This window comes from Brevundimonas sp. 357 (assembly GCF_003938605.1).
Lineage (GTDB): Bacteria > Pseudomonadota > Alphaproteobacteria > Caulobacterales > Caulobacteraceae > Brevundimonas.
Genome location: NZ_RHWX01000005.1, coordinates 1 through 13,174, shown reverse-complemented (window position 1 = coordinate 13,174; position 13,174 = coordinate 1). Strand labels below are relative to the sequence as shown.

Annotated in this window: 14 protein-coding genes; 5 read left to right on the top strand and 9 right to left on the bottom strand. The window is 67.8% G+C overall.

Annotated features, from left to right (window positions below):
• The first annotated feature begins 51 nt into the window (after nt 1–51).
• Nucleotides 52–1,245, top strand: coding sequence for a succinyl-diaminopimelate desuccinylase (gene dapE, locus EGK63_RS05670; protein ID WP_125900339.1), 1,194 nt, complete (start codon nt 52–54; stop codon nt 1,243–1,245).
• Between the two features lie 31 nt (nt 1,246–1,276).
• Here dapE and EGK63_RS05665 read toward each other — a convergent pair whose 3' ends face one another.
• The 5 genes from EGK63_RS05665 to prmC all read right to left on the bottom strand — a co-directional run bounded on the left by EGK63_RS05665 (nt 1,277) and on the right by prmC (nt 6,082).
• Complete coding sequence (locus tag EGK63_RS05665) at nt 1,277–1,681, bottom strand: hypothetical protein (RefSeq protein ID WP_125900338.1); 405 nt, start codon at nt 1,679–1,681, stop codon at nt 1,277–1,279.
• An 89-nt stretch (nt 1,682–1,770) separates the two neighbouring features.
• Nucleotides 1,771–2,412 (bottom strand): DUF4893 domain-containing protein, encoded by a 642-nt coding sequence (locus EGK63_RS05660; protein WP_243637590.1) that lies wholly within the window; start codon nt 2,410–2,412, stop codon nt 1,771–1,773.
• Nucleotides 2,413–2,571: 159 nt separating this feature from the next.
• On the bottom strand, nt 2,572–3,924 hold the full coding sequence (locus EGK63_RS05655; protein ID WP_125900336.1) for a hybrid sensor histidine kinase/response regulator: 1,353 nt from the start codon (nt 3,922–3,924) through the stop codon (nt 2,572–2,574).
• Nucleotides 3,925–4,008: 84 nt separating this feature from the next.
• Entirely contained in the window at nt 4,009–4,896 is an 888-nt protein-coding gene (locus EGK63_RS05650; RefSeq protein WP_234287862.1) for a DUF4167 domain-containing protein, read from the bottom strand.
• A 277-nt stretch (nt 4,897–5,173) separates the two neighbouring features.
• Nucleotides 5,174–6,082 (bottom strand): peptide chain release factor N(5)-glutamine methyltransferase, encoded by a 909-nt coding sequence (gene prmC, locus EGK63_RS05645; protein ID WP_125900334.1) that lies wholly within the window; start codon nt 6,080–6,082, stop codon nt 5,174–5,176.
• 78 nt (nt 6,083–6,160) lie between these two features.
• Between prmC and EGK63_RS05640 the strand changes: the two genes are divergently transcribed.
• On the top strand, nt 6,161–7,432 hold the full coding sequence (locus tag EGK63_RS05640; RefSeq protein WP_243637589.1) for a YihY/virulence factor BrkB family protein: 1,272 nt from the start codon (nt 6,161–6,163) through the stop codon (nt 7,430–7,432).
• Between the two features lie 9 nt (nt 7,433–7,441).
• Here EGK63_RS05640 and prfA read toward each other — a convergent pair whose 3' ends face one another.
• The gene (gene prfA, locus EGK63_RS05635; protein ID WP_125900333.1) at nt 7,442–8,509 is read right to left on the bottom strand and encodes a peptide chain release factor 1; all 1,068 of its coding nucleotides are present in this window, start codon (nt 8,507–8,509) and stop codon (nt 7,442–7,444) included.
• 187 nt (nt 8,510–8,696) lie between these two features.
• Between prfA and EGK63_RS05630 the strand changes: the two genes are divergently transcribed.
• The 3 genes from EGK63_RS05630 (at nt 8,697) to EGK63_RS05620 (ending at nt 10,951) form a co-directional block, all read left to right on the top strand.
• On the top strand, nt 8,697–9,329 hold the full coding sequence (locus EGK63_RS05630) for a response regulator (RefSeq protein WP_125900332.1): 633 nt from the start codon (nt 8,697–8,699) through the stop codon (nt 9,327–9,329).
• A 77-nt stretch (nt 9,330–9,406) separates the two neighbouring features.
• The gene (locus tag EGK63_RS05625; protein ID WP_125900331.1) at nt 9,407–10,177 is read left to right on the top strand and encodes a sulfite exporter TauE/SafE family protein; all 771 of its coding nucleotides are present in this window, start codon (nt 9,407–9,409) and stop codon (nt 10,175–10,177) included.
• Nucleotides 10,178–10,255: 78 nt separating this feature from the next.
• Nucleotides 10,256–10,951 (top strand): hypothetical protein, encoded by a 696-nt coding sequence (locus EGK63_RS05620; protein WP_125900330.1) that lies wholly within the window; start codon nt 10,256–10,258, stop codon nt 10,949–10,951.
• 3 nt (nt 10,952–10,954) lie between these two features.
• On the opposite strand, the gene EGK63_RS05615 is transcribed toward EGK63_RS05620, so the two are convergent.
• The 3 genes from EGK63_RS05615 to ispG are packed head-to-tail and all read right to left on the bottom strand — an operon-like array spanning nt 10,955 to nt 12,987.
• Nucleotides 10,955–11,551 (bottom strand): glutathione S-transferase N-terminal domain-containing protein, encoded by a 597-nt coding sequence (locus EGK63_RS05615; RefSeq protein ID WP_125900329.1) that lies wholly within the window; start codon nt 11,549–11,551, stop codon nt 10,955–10,957.
• A gap of 13 nt (nt 11,552–11,564) precedes the next feature.
• Nucleotides 11,565–11,828 carry a DUF333 domain-containing protein gene (locus EGK63_RS05610; RefSeq protein WP_125900328.1) on the bottom strand — a complete coding sequence of 88 codons (264 nt, stop codon included), beginning with the start codon at nt 11,826–11,828 and terminating at the stop codon, nt 11,565–11,567.
• Nucleotides 11,829–11,853: 25 nt separating this feature from the next.
• Nucleotides 11,854–12,987 carry a flavodoxin-dependent (E)-4-hydroxy-3-methylbut-2-enyl-diphosphate synthase gene (ispG, locus tag EGK63_RS05605; RefSeq protein WP_125900327.1) on the bottom strand — a complete coding sequence of 378 codons (1,134 nt, stop codon included), beginning with the start codon at nt 12,985–12,987 and terminating at the stop codon, nt 11,854–11,856.
• Between the last annotated feature and the right edge of the window lie 187 nt (nt 12,988–13,174).

Below are 13,174 nucleotides of genomic sequence, written 5' to 3'. Positions count from 1 at the left end.
CGGCCGTCGGGCCTTCTCGCGGATGCGGGATATGCCTAAAGCAATAGCCTCATGAACGCCGCATCACATTCCGTCATCGATCCTGTCGAACTGACTCGCGACCTGATCCGCATCCCGTCCGTCACCCCCGCCGACGAAGGGGCCATGGACGTGCTGGAGCGCGCCCTGACCGGCCTGGGCTTCACCTGCCGCCGCATGGTGTTCGAGGGGCCGAGCGGCGTGGGCCACGACGCGCGGATCGAGAACCTCTACGCCCGGCGCGGGACGGCCTCGCCCAACCTCTGCTTCGCCGGCCATACCGACGTGGTGCCGATCGGCGACCTGAAGGCCTGGAGCGCCGGACCGTTCGAGGGCGAAACCCGCGACGGCGTCCTGTACGGCCGCGGCGCCGTGGACATGAAGGGCGGCATCGCCGCCTGGGTCGCCGCCGTCTCGCGCGTGCTCGCCCAAGGCGAAATCGAAGGCTCCCTGTCCTTCCTGATCACCGGCGACGAGGAAGGCCCGGCCCTGCACGGCACCAAGCGGGTGGTCCAGACCCTGGCCGCCGAGGGCGAGGTCATCGACGCCTGCGTGGTCGGCGAGCCGTCCTCGGCCCACCACCTGGGCGACATGATCAAGGTCGGGCGGCGCGGCTCGCTGAACACCTGGATCACCGTCTTCGGCAAGCAGGGCCACGTCGCCTATCCCGATCGCGCCGCCAATCCGGCCCCGGTCATCGCCCGGCTGCTGGCCCAGCTCGACGCCCACGTCCTCGACGAGGGCTATCCCGAGTTCCCGCCGTCGAACCTGGAGATCACCACCATCGACGTAGGCAATCCGGCGACCAACATCATCCCGGCCGAGGCTAAGGCGCGGCTGAACATCCGCTTCAACCCGACCCACACCGGCGACGGCCTGATCGACTGGCTGAACCGCGAGGCGGGCGCGCTTCAGGCCGAGACCGGTCTGCGGATCGAGCTGGAGCACATGTGCTCGGGCGAGGCCTTCCTGACTGAACCCGGCGTCTTCGTCGGCGCCGTGCAGGACGCGGTGGAGGCCGTGCTGGGCCGCCGTCCCGAGGCCTCGACCACCGGCGGCACCTCCGACGCCCGCTTCATCCGCGCCCTGTGTCCGGTGCTGGAGCTGGGTCTGGTCGGCCAGACCATGCACCAGGTCGACGAGCGCGTGCCCGAGGCCGAACTGCGCGCCCTGACCGACGCCTATGAGCGCGTCATCGCCACAGTGCTGGAGCGGTTGGCCGGCTGAAAAGCAAGCCCCTCGCCATCGGAACCGCTCCTCACCGCGCCGCAGGCCGCTGACCGGCCTCAAGAATCGGCATGCCCGCCTCGGTCGGGATGTAGATGGTCTGGCGACCTTCCTTGCCTGCGGTTTCCTGCAGCATGTTGATGTAGGACCAACGCAGATAGGCTTCGGGACCGCCGAGAGCTTCCGCCATGATGCGGTTGGCCTCATTGGCGCCCTTGGCGCGCTCGATCTCGGCGGCGGCGGTCAGCTTGGCCGAATCCAAGGCGGCCTGGGCTTCCAGCACGCGGATACGACGGTTCTGCACCGCCTCCTCATAGGCCGCCTTGCCCGCCATCTGCTTGGAATAGACATTGTAGGTCGGAAAGCCGATCAGCACGACCGCCAGGACAACAGCGATAGCGATGATGGATCCGAGCGTGAGGCCGACGCCGCGCATGGGCTTGTCCTGATGTTGAAAGAGAGGGAGCCGCAAGGTGGCGGCTCCGGTCGTCTCCGGTCAAGCCGCGTCGATCAAGTTCCCATCGCTCAACGACGGCGGGCTGTCGCCGGGGCCGGGACCAACTCCAGTATGTCGAGGTTGGATTCATTGGCGGGCCAGGGCGTGACCAGGCGCCAACGGTTTTCACCGATGCGCTCCAGCACCGAGACCATGTCACGCTCCGGACGCTGACCATAGGCGCGCGCGCCCGGTTCGGAGGCCAGAGCCATGGAGCCGAGGAAGACCATCTCGCGATCGCTCTCCGGGAAGAGCAGGCCCGCCTGACGCTGGGAGCCGCTGAGCTTGGTCAGCTTGAGGCCTTGGGCGGTGTTCTCGATCCGACAGGCGAACCAGCCATAGACGACATACCCCAGCCCCGCCTCGCCGCCCTGCGAGCCCAGCTTGACGGTGCGGCAGCGATAATTTCCGCCCGGCGGGATCACCGAGGGACGAGCCGCCTCCGGGTCGATCAATTCGCCCAGCGCCGCCAGGTCGCCCGAGCCAGGCTGTCGTTTGGCCTGCTCCAGAGCCAGAGACCAAGCGGCGGCGCGGCGCTGATAACGGTCACGATCGGCCGCCGTGATGACCCCGCGCCAATCGTCCAGCACCGCGCCCACAGGAGCTTCGGGCGCGACGGGGATCGGCGGCGGCGGCGGCGGTGGGGGCGTCGTGGCGCAGGCGGCGACCAAGGCTGAAAGCGCAAACGCCGACAGGCTGCTTCGCAATAGAGTCGGCCGGAAAGAACGGATCGGCGCGCGCTGCATATCGGTTTCCCTCGCGACAGGGATCGAAAGCCCCATTTCTCTAGGAAGCCGCCATGGCCCGCCGCGTCAACCCTGCGCACCGACTTATGACGTCGTACGCGCCACCCTCGCGTCGCAAAACTCCGTTGCGGACTGATTCAGCAACCTGGCCAGGGTCGCGGTCAGGTCTGCCAAGGAAACCGGCCGTCGAAGCAGCTCCGCGACGCCGTCGGCGCACAAAGCCTGCGCGTCCGAAGTCAGGGCAAGGACCGGCGTCGGGCGTCGCGTCGGATCCGTGCGCACGGTCTTCAGAAAGGCCGCGCCCCCGTCCTCCGCCAGATCCAGATCAAGGATGAGAGCGTCCGGTCGCAGGTCGCGCGCCAGCGCCGCGCCCTCGTCCACGGACGCCGCGACATGGAGCTGAAGCCCGTCGAAGTCCTGCGTCAGGCGTCGCATCAAAGCCACCGCCGCCGCGTCGCGGGCGATGTACAGAAGCACGCCCGACGGCATGCGCGGCAGATCCGCCAACAGCCCCTCGGAACGGCCGGCGGCGTCGGATGGCGCGGCGAGTGCGGCAGCCAGGCTGACGGTGAAGGCCGCGCCCTGCCCTTCAACGCTCTCGGCTTCGACACGCCCCTGCATAGCCTCGGCCAACCCTCTGGCGGCGGCCAGGCCCGCACCTGAAACCCGCCCCGCTGCGATCGCCGGAAGGGTGAAAGGCTCGAACAGCGTTTCAAGCTGCGCCGATGATAGACCGGGGCCGCTATCGCGCACCGTCACCTGTATTTCGGCTCCGACGCGGCGCCCCTCGATCGTCACCGTTCCGCCTGGACGGTTGTGGCGCACGGCGTTGGCGATCAGGGCGGAGAGGATGCGCGTCAGCCGTTCAGGGTCCGCTAGGGCGGTCAGACCCGGTTTCGGCTCGGGCAGGGTCAGTAACACTCCGGCCGCCGTCGCCTCTATCTCGAAAGCCAGGCAGACCTTGTGCGCCAGCAGCAGGGGATCGACGGCTTGAAGCACGGCTGGGACGGGTCGCTCGGCGCCTGCCAGTGTGTTCATGCCCTCGACCAGGATCAGCAGCCGGGCGGCGGCTTCGCGGATCCGCTCGACCGCCTGCCGCTGACGGTGACTGAGCGGCTCCCCCGCCGCGTTCAGGCGCAGAAGGTCGGAAAAGCCGAGAACCCCCTCCAGCGGGGAGCGCATCTGGCGGCTGACGGCGGCCATCAGATCAGCATGGCGCCGACGTCCCTGCAAAGCGCTATCCTGCGCCCGCATTCGAATCGCGTCCGCATCGACAAGGGCCGCTTCAAGTTGGACGATCCGACGTCGCGCGCCGTCCATCTGGCGATCATGCAGACGTTGCGCCGCGCGAATGCGGCCATGGGCCCCGAACGACAGCCTGAGCCCGGCGACGCCCGTCGCGAGGCCGAGAGCCAGAATCAGCACAACGAATTCCATCGGCCATCCTCCCGTCAAAAGAAGGATGGCCGATCAAAGGTTGTATTTTTCTGTAGGCGCTCGCTTTAGTAGAATAGAGCGCGCTCAGCCTTCGTCGTCGGTGACGGCCGGCTCGGCCTTGCGACGCGTACGGCGCTTGGGTGCGGGCGGGGCGTCTTGTTCAACCGAGGCGCCGTCTTCAGCGGTGATGGGACGTGTCAGGAAGCCCGGCAAGGCGGCGGCGTCGTCGGTCGACTGTACGGCCTCATCCTCAGCTCCCCCGCGCGGACGGCGCGGCGCACGAGGAGCGCGCGGCGCACGCTCAACCGTCGTCTCATCGCTCGATGCGACGACCTCGGTCGGACGATCTTCGCCCTGCGCGGCGTTTTCGTCATCGGCGGCGACGCCAGGCTCGCCCTCGGTGTTTTCGAAGCGGCGATTGCGTTCGTCGCGACGACGCTCCCAGCGTTCGCGGCGACTTTCGCGACGACCGCCTTCTCGGCCCTCGCTGTCGGCGCCGCCATGGTCGGAGCCGTCACGATCCCGGTCGCGATCACGATCGCGGTCACGATTGGCCTCGCGCTCGGCGCGTTCGGCCTGACGGCGAGCTTCATCCTCGACGCGGCGTTCTTCAGCCTGCTGGGCGGCGATGATGGCTGCCGCCTGTGCGCCGGACTCGTCCTCGAAGTCGATATCGAAACCTTGGCCCGCTTGCTCGCGTTGAGCGATTTCGCTCACTGAACGCTGCGGCTGAAGCGCGCGCAGGACGCGGAAATAGTGTTCGGCGTGCTGGGTGTAGTTCTCAGCCAGAACGCGGTCGCCGGCGGCCGCGGCGTCACGCGCCAGCTGCATGTAGCGTTCATAGACGGTCTGGGCGTTGCCGCGGACCTTGATATTCTCTGGACCTTGCGAGTCCCACGAGCGGTTCGGATTGGTCGCGTTGGCGTTATTGCCGCCGCCGGGCTTACGGTTGCGTCCGCGTTGACGCTTCATGCCCTTGAAATCTCTCATCGGAGCTTACCGTGCTGGTGCGGGCCGCCGTCGTGGAGACGGTCGGGGCCCTGTTCGTCGTTCCGTTCGTTCGGGGCCAATCCCCGGTGCGAGCTGTTCGGAAAACCGTGCGCTCCCCGTGGTCCGCCGCGTCCGTCCTAGGGACGCGACCGTCACTGAACTCCGATGCGCTTAAGCGAGCGAACCTGCTCGAAAAGAATGCGTCTGAGTGGGGAACACCACGAACTTAGCGCGCACAGAGACGCTTTGCCAAGGGTTTTTATTGCATCGGCGCTTCAGCTTCAGGGATAGGCTCCACGCGCGGATCCGGGCCGTTGGTGACCACGCGGTCGCGGTCGCCCAGATCCTTGACCACCTTCACGTCGGTGAAGCCCGCCGCCTCGAACAAGGCCTTGACCGCCTCGCCCTGATCCCAGCCGATTTCGACTGCGAAGATGCCGTTCGGGCGCAGGATGCGCGCAATCTCGGGCGCCAGGTCGCGATAGGGCTGCAACCCGTCCGGGCCGCCGTCCAGCGCCAGATGCGGGTCATGATCGCGCACCTCTGGATCCAGGCCGGCGATATCGCCGCTCGGGATGTAGGGCGGATTGGACACCACCAGGTCGAAGCTGTCGTCAGCGAAGCCCGTCGCCCAGTCCGTACGCAGGAAGGTGCAGCGGCTGTTCAAATCCAGGTTGGCGGCGTTCTCGCGCGCCACGGCGATGGCCTCGGACGAGATATCGGTGCCGACGCCGCGCGCGCCGAATCGCTCGGCCAGCGTCGCCAGCAGGATGGCGCCTGAGCCGGTGCCCAGATCGATCATGTCGAACGCCTTGTGCGGCGGAAAGGCGCGGACGATGACATCCAGCAGGGTCTCGGTGTCCGGCCGCGGGCTGAGCACGTCGGGCGTGACGTTCAGCATGATCTTCCAGAACCCCTTGCGGCCCAGGATACGCGACACGGGCTCGCGCCGCAGACGTCGCTCGACCAGGGTTTCCAGCGCCTGCGCCTGTTCCGGCGTGACCAGTCGATAGGGATCGTTCAGAATATCCACGCGCCCCGCTCCGGTCGCCGTCTCCAGCAGAATGCGGGCGTCGATGGAGGGGCTGTCGATACCAGCGGCCTTCAGGCGCGCCTGGGCGCCTTTCCAGGCGGTCAGCAGAGTCGGTTGGGTGTTCTGATCAGACATCCCCGGTGATTGGGGTCTGTGACGCATGATTTCAAGACGGAACGGCCAGGCAGCGTGGCCGTTGAAGGGCGAATGGGGATGAAACCACGGTCGAATCATCGCGCGCCGCGCGTCGGAAAACGTCGGGCTGCGCGGGGATCACACGACGCGACGGGCGGACTGCTGCGCTATCTGGCCGCTGCGGCGGGCGGACTGGCGACGGGGGCGACGGCGGCGCATCTGCTCTATACTCAAGGCCATCGCTTCGGCCTGGAGCTGCGGCCCGAGCGGCCCGAGCCCCTGCCCCCGCGCGATCCGACGCCCGAAGACTATGACGACAAGGAGCCGGGTCGCGGCCGTCTGGCCCAGCGGCCGAGGCAGATTCCGCACAAGGGCTGGGTCGACATTCTGTGGCGCACCGTCATGGGCTATTTCGGCGACCGCGTCGGCTTCGTCGCAGGAGGCGTGACCTTCTTCATGCTGCTGGCCCTGTTTCCAACGCTGGGCGCCTTCGTCACCATCTACGGTCTGTTCGCCGATCCGGCCGACGCCTGGGGGCAGTTGAGCTTCCTTTATGAGGTGCTGCCGGCGAACGTGGCGCAGTTTCTGGGGACGGAGATGACGCGGTTGGCGGGCAATTCGACCGGACAACTGACCTTCACCCTGGCCTGGACCCTGCTGTTGACGCTGTGGGCGGCCAACGGCGGCGTAAAGACCCTCTTCTACGGCCTGAACCTCGCCTATCATGAGGTCGAGCGGCGCAATATCGTCGTTTACAACCTGATGTGCATGGGCTTCACCGTCTCAGCGATGGCGGCGGTGCTGCTGAGCTCGACACTGGTGGTCGGGGTGCCGGTAGTGCTGGCGGTGTTCGGCCTTGAGGACGAATGGGCCTATCTGGCTCCGCTGCGCTGGCCGCTGCTGTTTTTCGGCTATGCAGGGGCGCTGGCCCTGATCTATCGACTGGGGCCCAGCCGGGCGCGGGCGCGCTGGCGCTGGCTGACGCCGGGGGCGCTGTTCGCAGCGACGATGAGCCTGCTGGTCTCCTTCCTGTTCAGCTGGTTCCTGACCACCTTCGTGCGCACAGATTCCTATGGCCCGCTGGCGGCCGCCATGGGTTTCCTGCTGTGGACCTGGATCTCGGTGCAGGTGATCCTGATGGGCGCTCGGCTGAACGCCGAGATCGAGCACCAGACGGCCATCGACACCACCATCGGCGCGCCCCGGCCCATCGGCGAGCGCGGGGCGGTGATGGCCGATTCCGTGGGCGCACGGCGCGGCAATCCGGCCGCCCTGGCCTATACGCTGAAGTACGCCGAAAGCCTGGGCGATCGGGTGCTGCGACGTCGCACCAGGACGAAGCGGCCCTGAAGCGACGCCCTAGGCGAACTCGGCCTCCAGGTCGGCCAGGCGCGCGGCCTGGTCCTCGGCGATCAGAGCGTTCAGCAGAGGATCGATCTCGCCTTCCAGAATCTGCGGCAGACTGTGCAGGGTCAGGCCGATGCGGTGATCGGTCACGCGCCCCTGCGGGAAGTTGTAGGTGCGAATGCGCTCGGACCGGTCGCCCGAACCGACCTGCGACTTGCGCGCATCCGAGCGAGCCGCGTCCTTGGCCTGCCGCTGCATGTCGTAGAGGCGCACGCGCAGATTCTTCATCGCCTTGTCGCGGTTCACGTGCTGCGACTTCTCGGACGAGGTGACGACGATCCCGGTCGGCAGGTGGGTGATGCGCACCGCCGAGTCGGTCTTGTTGACGTGCTGGCCGCCCGCGCCGGACGAACGATAAGTGTCGATGCGGATGTCCTGGTCGCGGATCTCGATCTCGACGTCCTCGACCTCGGGCAGGACGGCGACTGTGGCCGCCGAGGTGTGAATGCGTCCGCCCGCCTCGGTCGTCGGTACGCGCTGGACCCGGTGCACGCCGCTCTCGAACTTCAGGCGGCCGAACACGCCGTCGCCCGTCACAGTGGCGATGATCTCCTTGTAGCCGCCGGCGTCGCCCTCGGTGGCGCTGTCGATCTCGACCCGCCAGCCGCGCGCGGAGGCGTAGCGCGAATACATGCGGAACAAATCGCCCGCGAACAGGGCCGCCTCGTCGCCCCCGGTGCCGGCGCGCACTTCCAGTACGGCCGAGGCGTTTTCATCGGCGTCGCGCGGGGCCAGCAGCAGGGCGACTTCGCGCTCCAGGCCCGGCAGGCGCTCGGTCAGGGCGTCCAGTTCATCGGCGGCCAGGGCGGCCATTTCCGGGTCTGCGGCCATCACCTTGAGGTCGTCGGCCTCGGCCCGGGCGCGGGCCAGGGCCTGGACCGCGTCGGCCACCGGCTTCAGCTCGGCGTGCTCCTTGGACAGGCGTACGATCTCGGCGCCGTCCGAGGCCGCGCCCATGCGCGCCTCCACCTGATGGAAGCGGTCGAGCACCTGATCGAGCCGGGCCTGAGGCAGTCGCAACGGCGTATCCTTGCTGAGAAAATCGAGCGCGGAGCCTTACCCGCGACGCGGCGCCGTGTCGATAAAAACGCCTCTACACGCGCTCATGGAGCAATCGTGAACAGCCGTCACAAGCCCGTCAGGCCGGTTCCTTCGCATCTGCAAAACCCCTAGCTCCACGGGGCTGAAACAAAATTGGAGACAGGGCATGACCCATGAAAAGCCCCTGGATGGGGCCTCGACGGGCCCTGCGCCGGGCGCCGACGTCGCGCGCCTGTGCGCGCTCTATGACGGCCTGCTGACTGCGGGCGGCGCCCCCGTGAGCCCGGACGCCGAGAAGGACTTGAAGGCCCTGGCCAAGATCTTCGATCTGGACGCTGAACGGCCCGCCGCCGAACTGTGGCCCTATGTCCGCGCCGTTCTGGTGCGCCAAACCCCCGCCGTCGACCGCATGCCCGTCGAACCTGCGGCGACGACCGAGGCCGATCCCCTGACCGTCCTGCTGGTCGAGGACGACGCCGAAGCGGCAATCGACCTGACCGAGGCCCTGGACGCCGCCGGCCATCGGGTCATCGGCCCCTTCCACAGCGCCGAAGCAGCCGAGGCGGCCACCGCTCTTCATCCCATTGACGTGGCCCTGCTGGACATCAACCTGTCGGGCGCTGCGACAGGCGTCGATCTGGCGCGTCGTCTGAAGGCGCGCTGGGGCGTGCCCGTCGTCTTCCTTTCCGGCGACGTGACAGCCGCGGCCCAGAACGCCGAACTGGCGGCGGCCATGGTCATCAAGCCCTATCGCGGCCGCGACGTGCTGAACGCCCTCGCGCGCCTGGATCAGGCCTGACCCGATCACGACAACCATTGCCAGCCGGGCCGCGACCTGCGCCTGATGGCCTTCAACAACAGCCGACCGAGGCGTGAATGGATACCTTCTTCCTGTTCCTGCTGGTCGGTGTCCTGGCGCAGGCTGTCGACGGGGCCCTAGGCATGGCCTACGGCGTCATATCCTCTTCCGTACTCCTGGCGCTGGGCGTGCCCCCGGCTACGGCATCGGCCAGCGTCCACGCTGCTGAGATCTTCACCACCGCCGCGTCCGCAGGCAGCCACGCCTGGCACAAGAACGTGGAGTGGCGGCTGTTGCTGCCCCTGGCTGTCGCCGGCGTGATCGGCGGGGTGCTGGGGGCCTATGTGCTGACAGGACTGGAGGCGGCGGTGATCAAACCCTTCATCGTCGGCTATCTGGCCCTGGTCGGGGCGTGGATTCTGTGGCGGGCCGGGCATGACATCCCGACGCGCCACCTGCCCGCCTGGGTCACCGGCCCGCTGGGCCTGATCGGGGGCTTTCTGGACGCGGTCGGCGGCGGCGGTTGGGGACCGACGGTCTCATCAACCATGGTCGGCGCCGGACAGGAGCCGCGCAAGGCCATCGGTACGGTGAACACGGCCGAGTTCTTCCTGACCGTCGCCATATCAGCCACCTTTGTCTGGGCGCTGATCACCGGCCACTGGGAAGAGGCGGGCGCCTTGCAGAACCACGCCGCCGCAGTGGGCGGACTGGTGGTCGGCGGATTGATCGCCGCCCCCTTCGCCGGGCTGATCGTCAAGATGGCGCCGCGCAAGGCTCTGACCTATGCAGTGGGAGGCCTGCTGATCGTGCTGGCGGCCTTCCAAGGCTACCAACTCCTCACCTAACACTGATCATTGACAGAGGCGCGGATCGCTGGCCGACTGTCGCATGCAACAGGTCGGGGCGACGGGATGCGTACATGGATGATCGACCTCACGGCCTGCGTCATGGCTGGAGGATTGCTGTCCGGCTGCGCCTCGACGCAGATAGTCGCGCCGCAGATCGAGACCGTCGACCGTCCCGCCTTGAACACGGTCACGGAAGTCGATGTCGGCGAGGCGGCCGTCGAGGCAGGACGGCGGCGCAGCCTGCCGGGCCTGGCCCTGGCCAATGAGCTGACCTGGGGCGACGGCTTACTGAGGAAGCGCTTCACCATCTCGCCCGGCAAATTGACGGCGCGACAGAGCGACCAACGCCACACCTACTACGTCTCCGACCGGATGACGGCCCGCGATCCCCTGCTGGGGACCGCGCCCCATACCTCGGGCGGGCTATGCCGGGCCAATGACGGGTCAGGTCCGGTACGCGGCTTCATCACGCCAGGCCTGTGCGTCCTGACCTGGAACACGACGCCCCAGGTGCGCGACATCCGCATCCAGGAGGCCGACGACGGATCGCGACGGCGCGAACTGATCTATCATGGCCGCGCCGACGGCAAGGTCCGCTTCCTCTATCGCGAGACGACGCACGATGGACCGGCTCAGACCCAGACGGTCGAATACGACCTGGATGAAGACGCGGTCATCGGCTTTCGCGGCGCGCGGCTGGAGGTGATAGATGCGGACAACACCCGCCTGCGTTATCGTCTTCTGTCCCCGTTCGAGGCGACGGCCGACTGAGCCTCAGACGGGATAGGTCTCGATAAAGCTGGGACGTTGCTCCAGCGCCGCCTGCAAGGCGACCAGGTTCGGGCGGCCCGTCTTCCAGTCGTAGTCCGGATGGCGGAAGCTGATCCAGGTGACGGCGATCCCCGCCGTCAGCACGCCCATGTCCAGCGCGTCGACGTCGGGGGCGGCGGCCTCCAGCGCATCGAGGGCGCGGCCCATGTTGACGGTCCAGCGTTCGATCCACGACGGCGAGCGTTCCTGCTCGGGCCGGCGCTTCTCCAGCACCAGTTTGACGCCCATCTCCAGCGCGCCGCAGCCCAGCGTCTCCAGTCGCTTGACCCGCAGGCGCTCCGGCCCCTCGGTCGGCAGCAGACGCGGCCCGGCGCCGAGCGCGTCCAGATATTCGGCGATGACCGGACTGTCGGTCAGCGGCAGGCCGTCCTCGGCGATCAGGGTCGGAACCTGCACCACAGGATTGTTCGACAGCAGTTCCGGCGCATTGCCGTAGGGATCGACGACGATCTCCTCGATCCGGTCGGCCAGGCCCTTTTCACGGGCGACGATGCGAACCTTGCGCGCGAAGGGCGACGGGGTGGTGATGTAGAGTTTCATTGTTCAGTCGTCTTCAGTCGGCCGCCTTGGGCGCCACGCAGCGCTTGTCGCGGAACAGGGCCCATTCCTCGCACTGGCGGCCGTCTTCGAAGACGCAGACGCCGTATTCGCCGCCCTGGGCGTCGCGACGGATTTCCGACTTGCCGCCTTCGCGCTGACAGTTGGCCGAGGCGGGATTGGCCATGCCGACGGATCGAGGCGACAGCTCGGCCTCAGGCGCCGGCGCACAGGCGGCGCCCGCCAACAGCGCCGCTGCCAGGATCGCGTGTTTCAGCATCGTCTCCCCCCTCTCGTTTCGCCGACTATTCGGCCGCCTTGCGGGCGGCGTCCAGCTCGGCGGCCTTGGCTTCGACCTGGGCGACGATCTCGTCGATCATGCCGTCGTTGGCCTGTTTGTGAGCGATCTTGCCGTTCAGATAGACCATGCCCGCCCCCTTGCCGCCGCCGGTGAAGCCGATGTCGGTATAGAGGGCCTCGCCCGGCCCGTTGACCACGCAGCCGATGATCGACAGCGACATGGCGGTCGAGACATGGGCCAAGCGCTCTTCCAGAATCGCCACCGTCTCGATGACGTTGAAGCCCTGACGCGCGCAGGACGGGCAGGCGATGATGTTCACCCCCCGGTGACGCAGGCCCAGGGACTTCAGGATGTCGAAGCCGACCTTGATCTCTTCGACCGGATCGGCGGCCAGCGAGACGCGGATGGTGTCGCCGATGCCCGACCACAGCATATTGCCCATGCCGATGGCCGACTTGATGGTGCCGGTGCGCAGCGGCCCCGCCTCGGTCACGCCCAGGTGCAGGGGGCAGTCGATGGCGTCGGCCAGCTGCTGATAGGCGGCCACCGTCAGGAAGGGGTCCGACGCCTTCACCGAGATCTTGAACTCGTGGAAGTCCAGATCCTGAAGGATGCGGGCGTGGTTCAGGGCGCTTTCGACCATCGCGTCGGGGCAAGGCTCGCCGTACTTCTCCAGCAGCTCCTTCTCCAGCGAGCCGGCGTTGACGCCGATGCGCATGGAGCAGCCGTGGTCGCGGGCGGCCTGGACGACTTCCTTGACCCGGTCGATGGAGCCGATGTTGCCGGGGTTGATGCGCAGGCAGGCGGCGCCCGCCTGGGCCGCCTCGATGCCGCGTTTGTAGTGGAAGTGGATGTCGGCCACGAGCGGCACGCGGGCTTCGCGCGCGATGGTTTTAAAGGCCTCCGTCGATTCCACATCCGGGCAGGAGACGCGGACGATGTCAGCCCCGGCCTCCTCCAGCTGACGGATCTGGGCCAGGGTCGCCGCCGCGTCGGTCGTCGGCGTATTGGTCATCGACTGGACGCTGATCGGGGCGTCGCCGCCGACCGGAACGGAGCCGACCATGATCTGGCGGCTCTTGCGGCGCTCGATGTGGCGCCAGGGACGGATATGGCCGAGTTCGGAATGGTCGCTCATGACGCCGGGAACATAGGACAGGAAGAGCGGCAAAACCACGACAGGCGGCGAAAGATCGCGCCTTCGCCCGCCAAAAGGTCAGCCGGCCAGGGGCGGGGCGGCGGACGGCGTCTGAGCGGCGGCAGGGGCCGTGACCGTCGGCGCCGCCGCAGCAGCAGCCGCGGCCGCCGCCTGGGCCGCGCGGGCG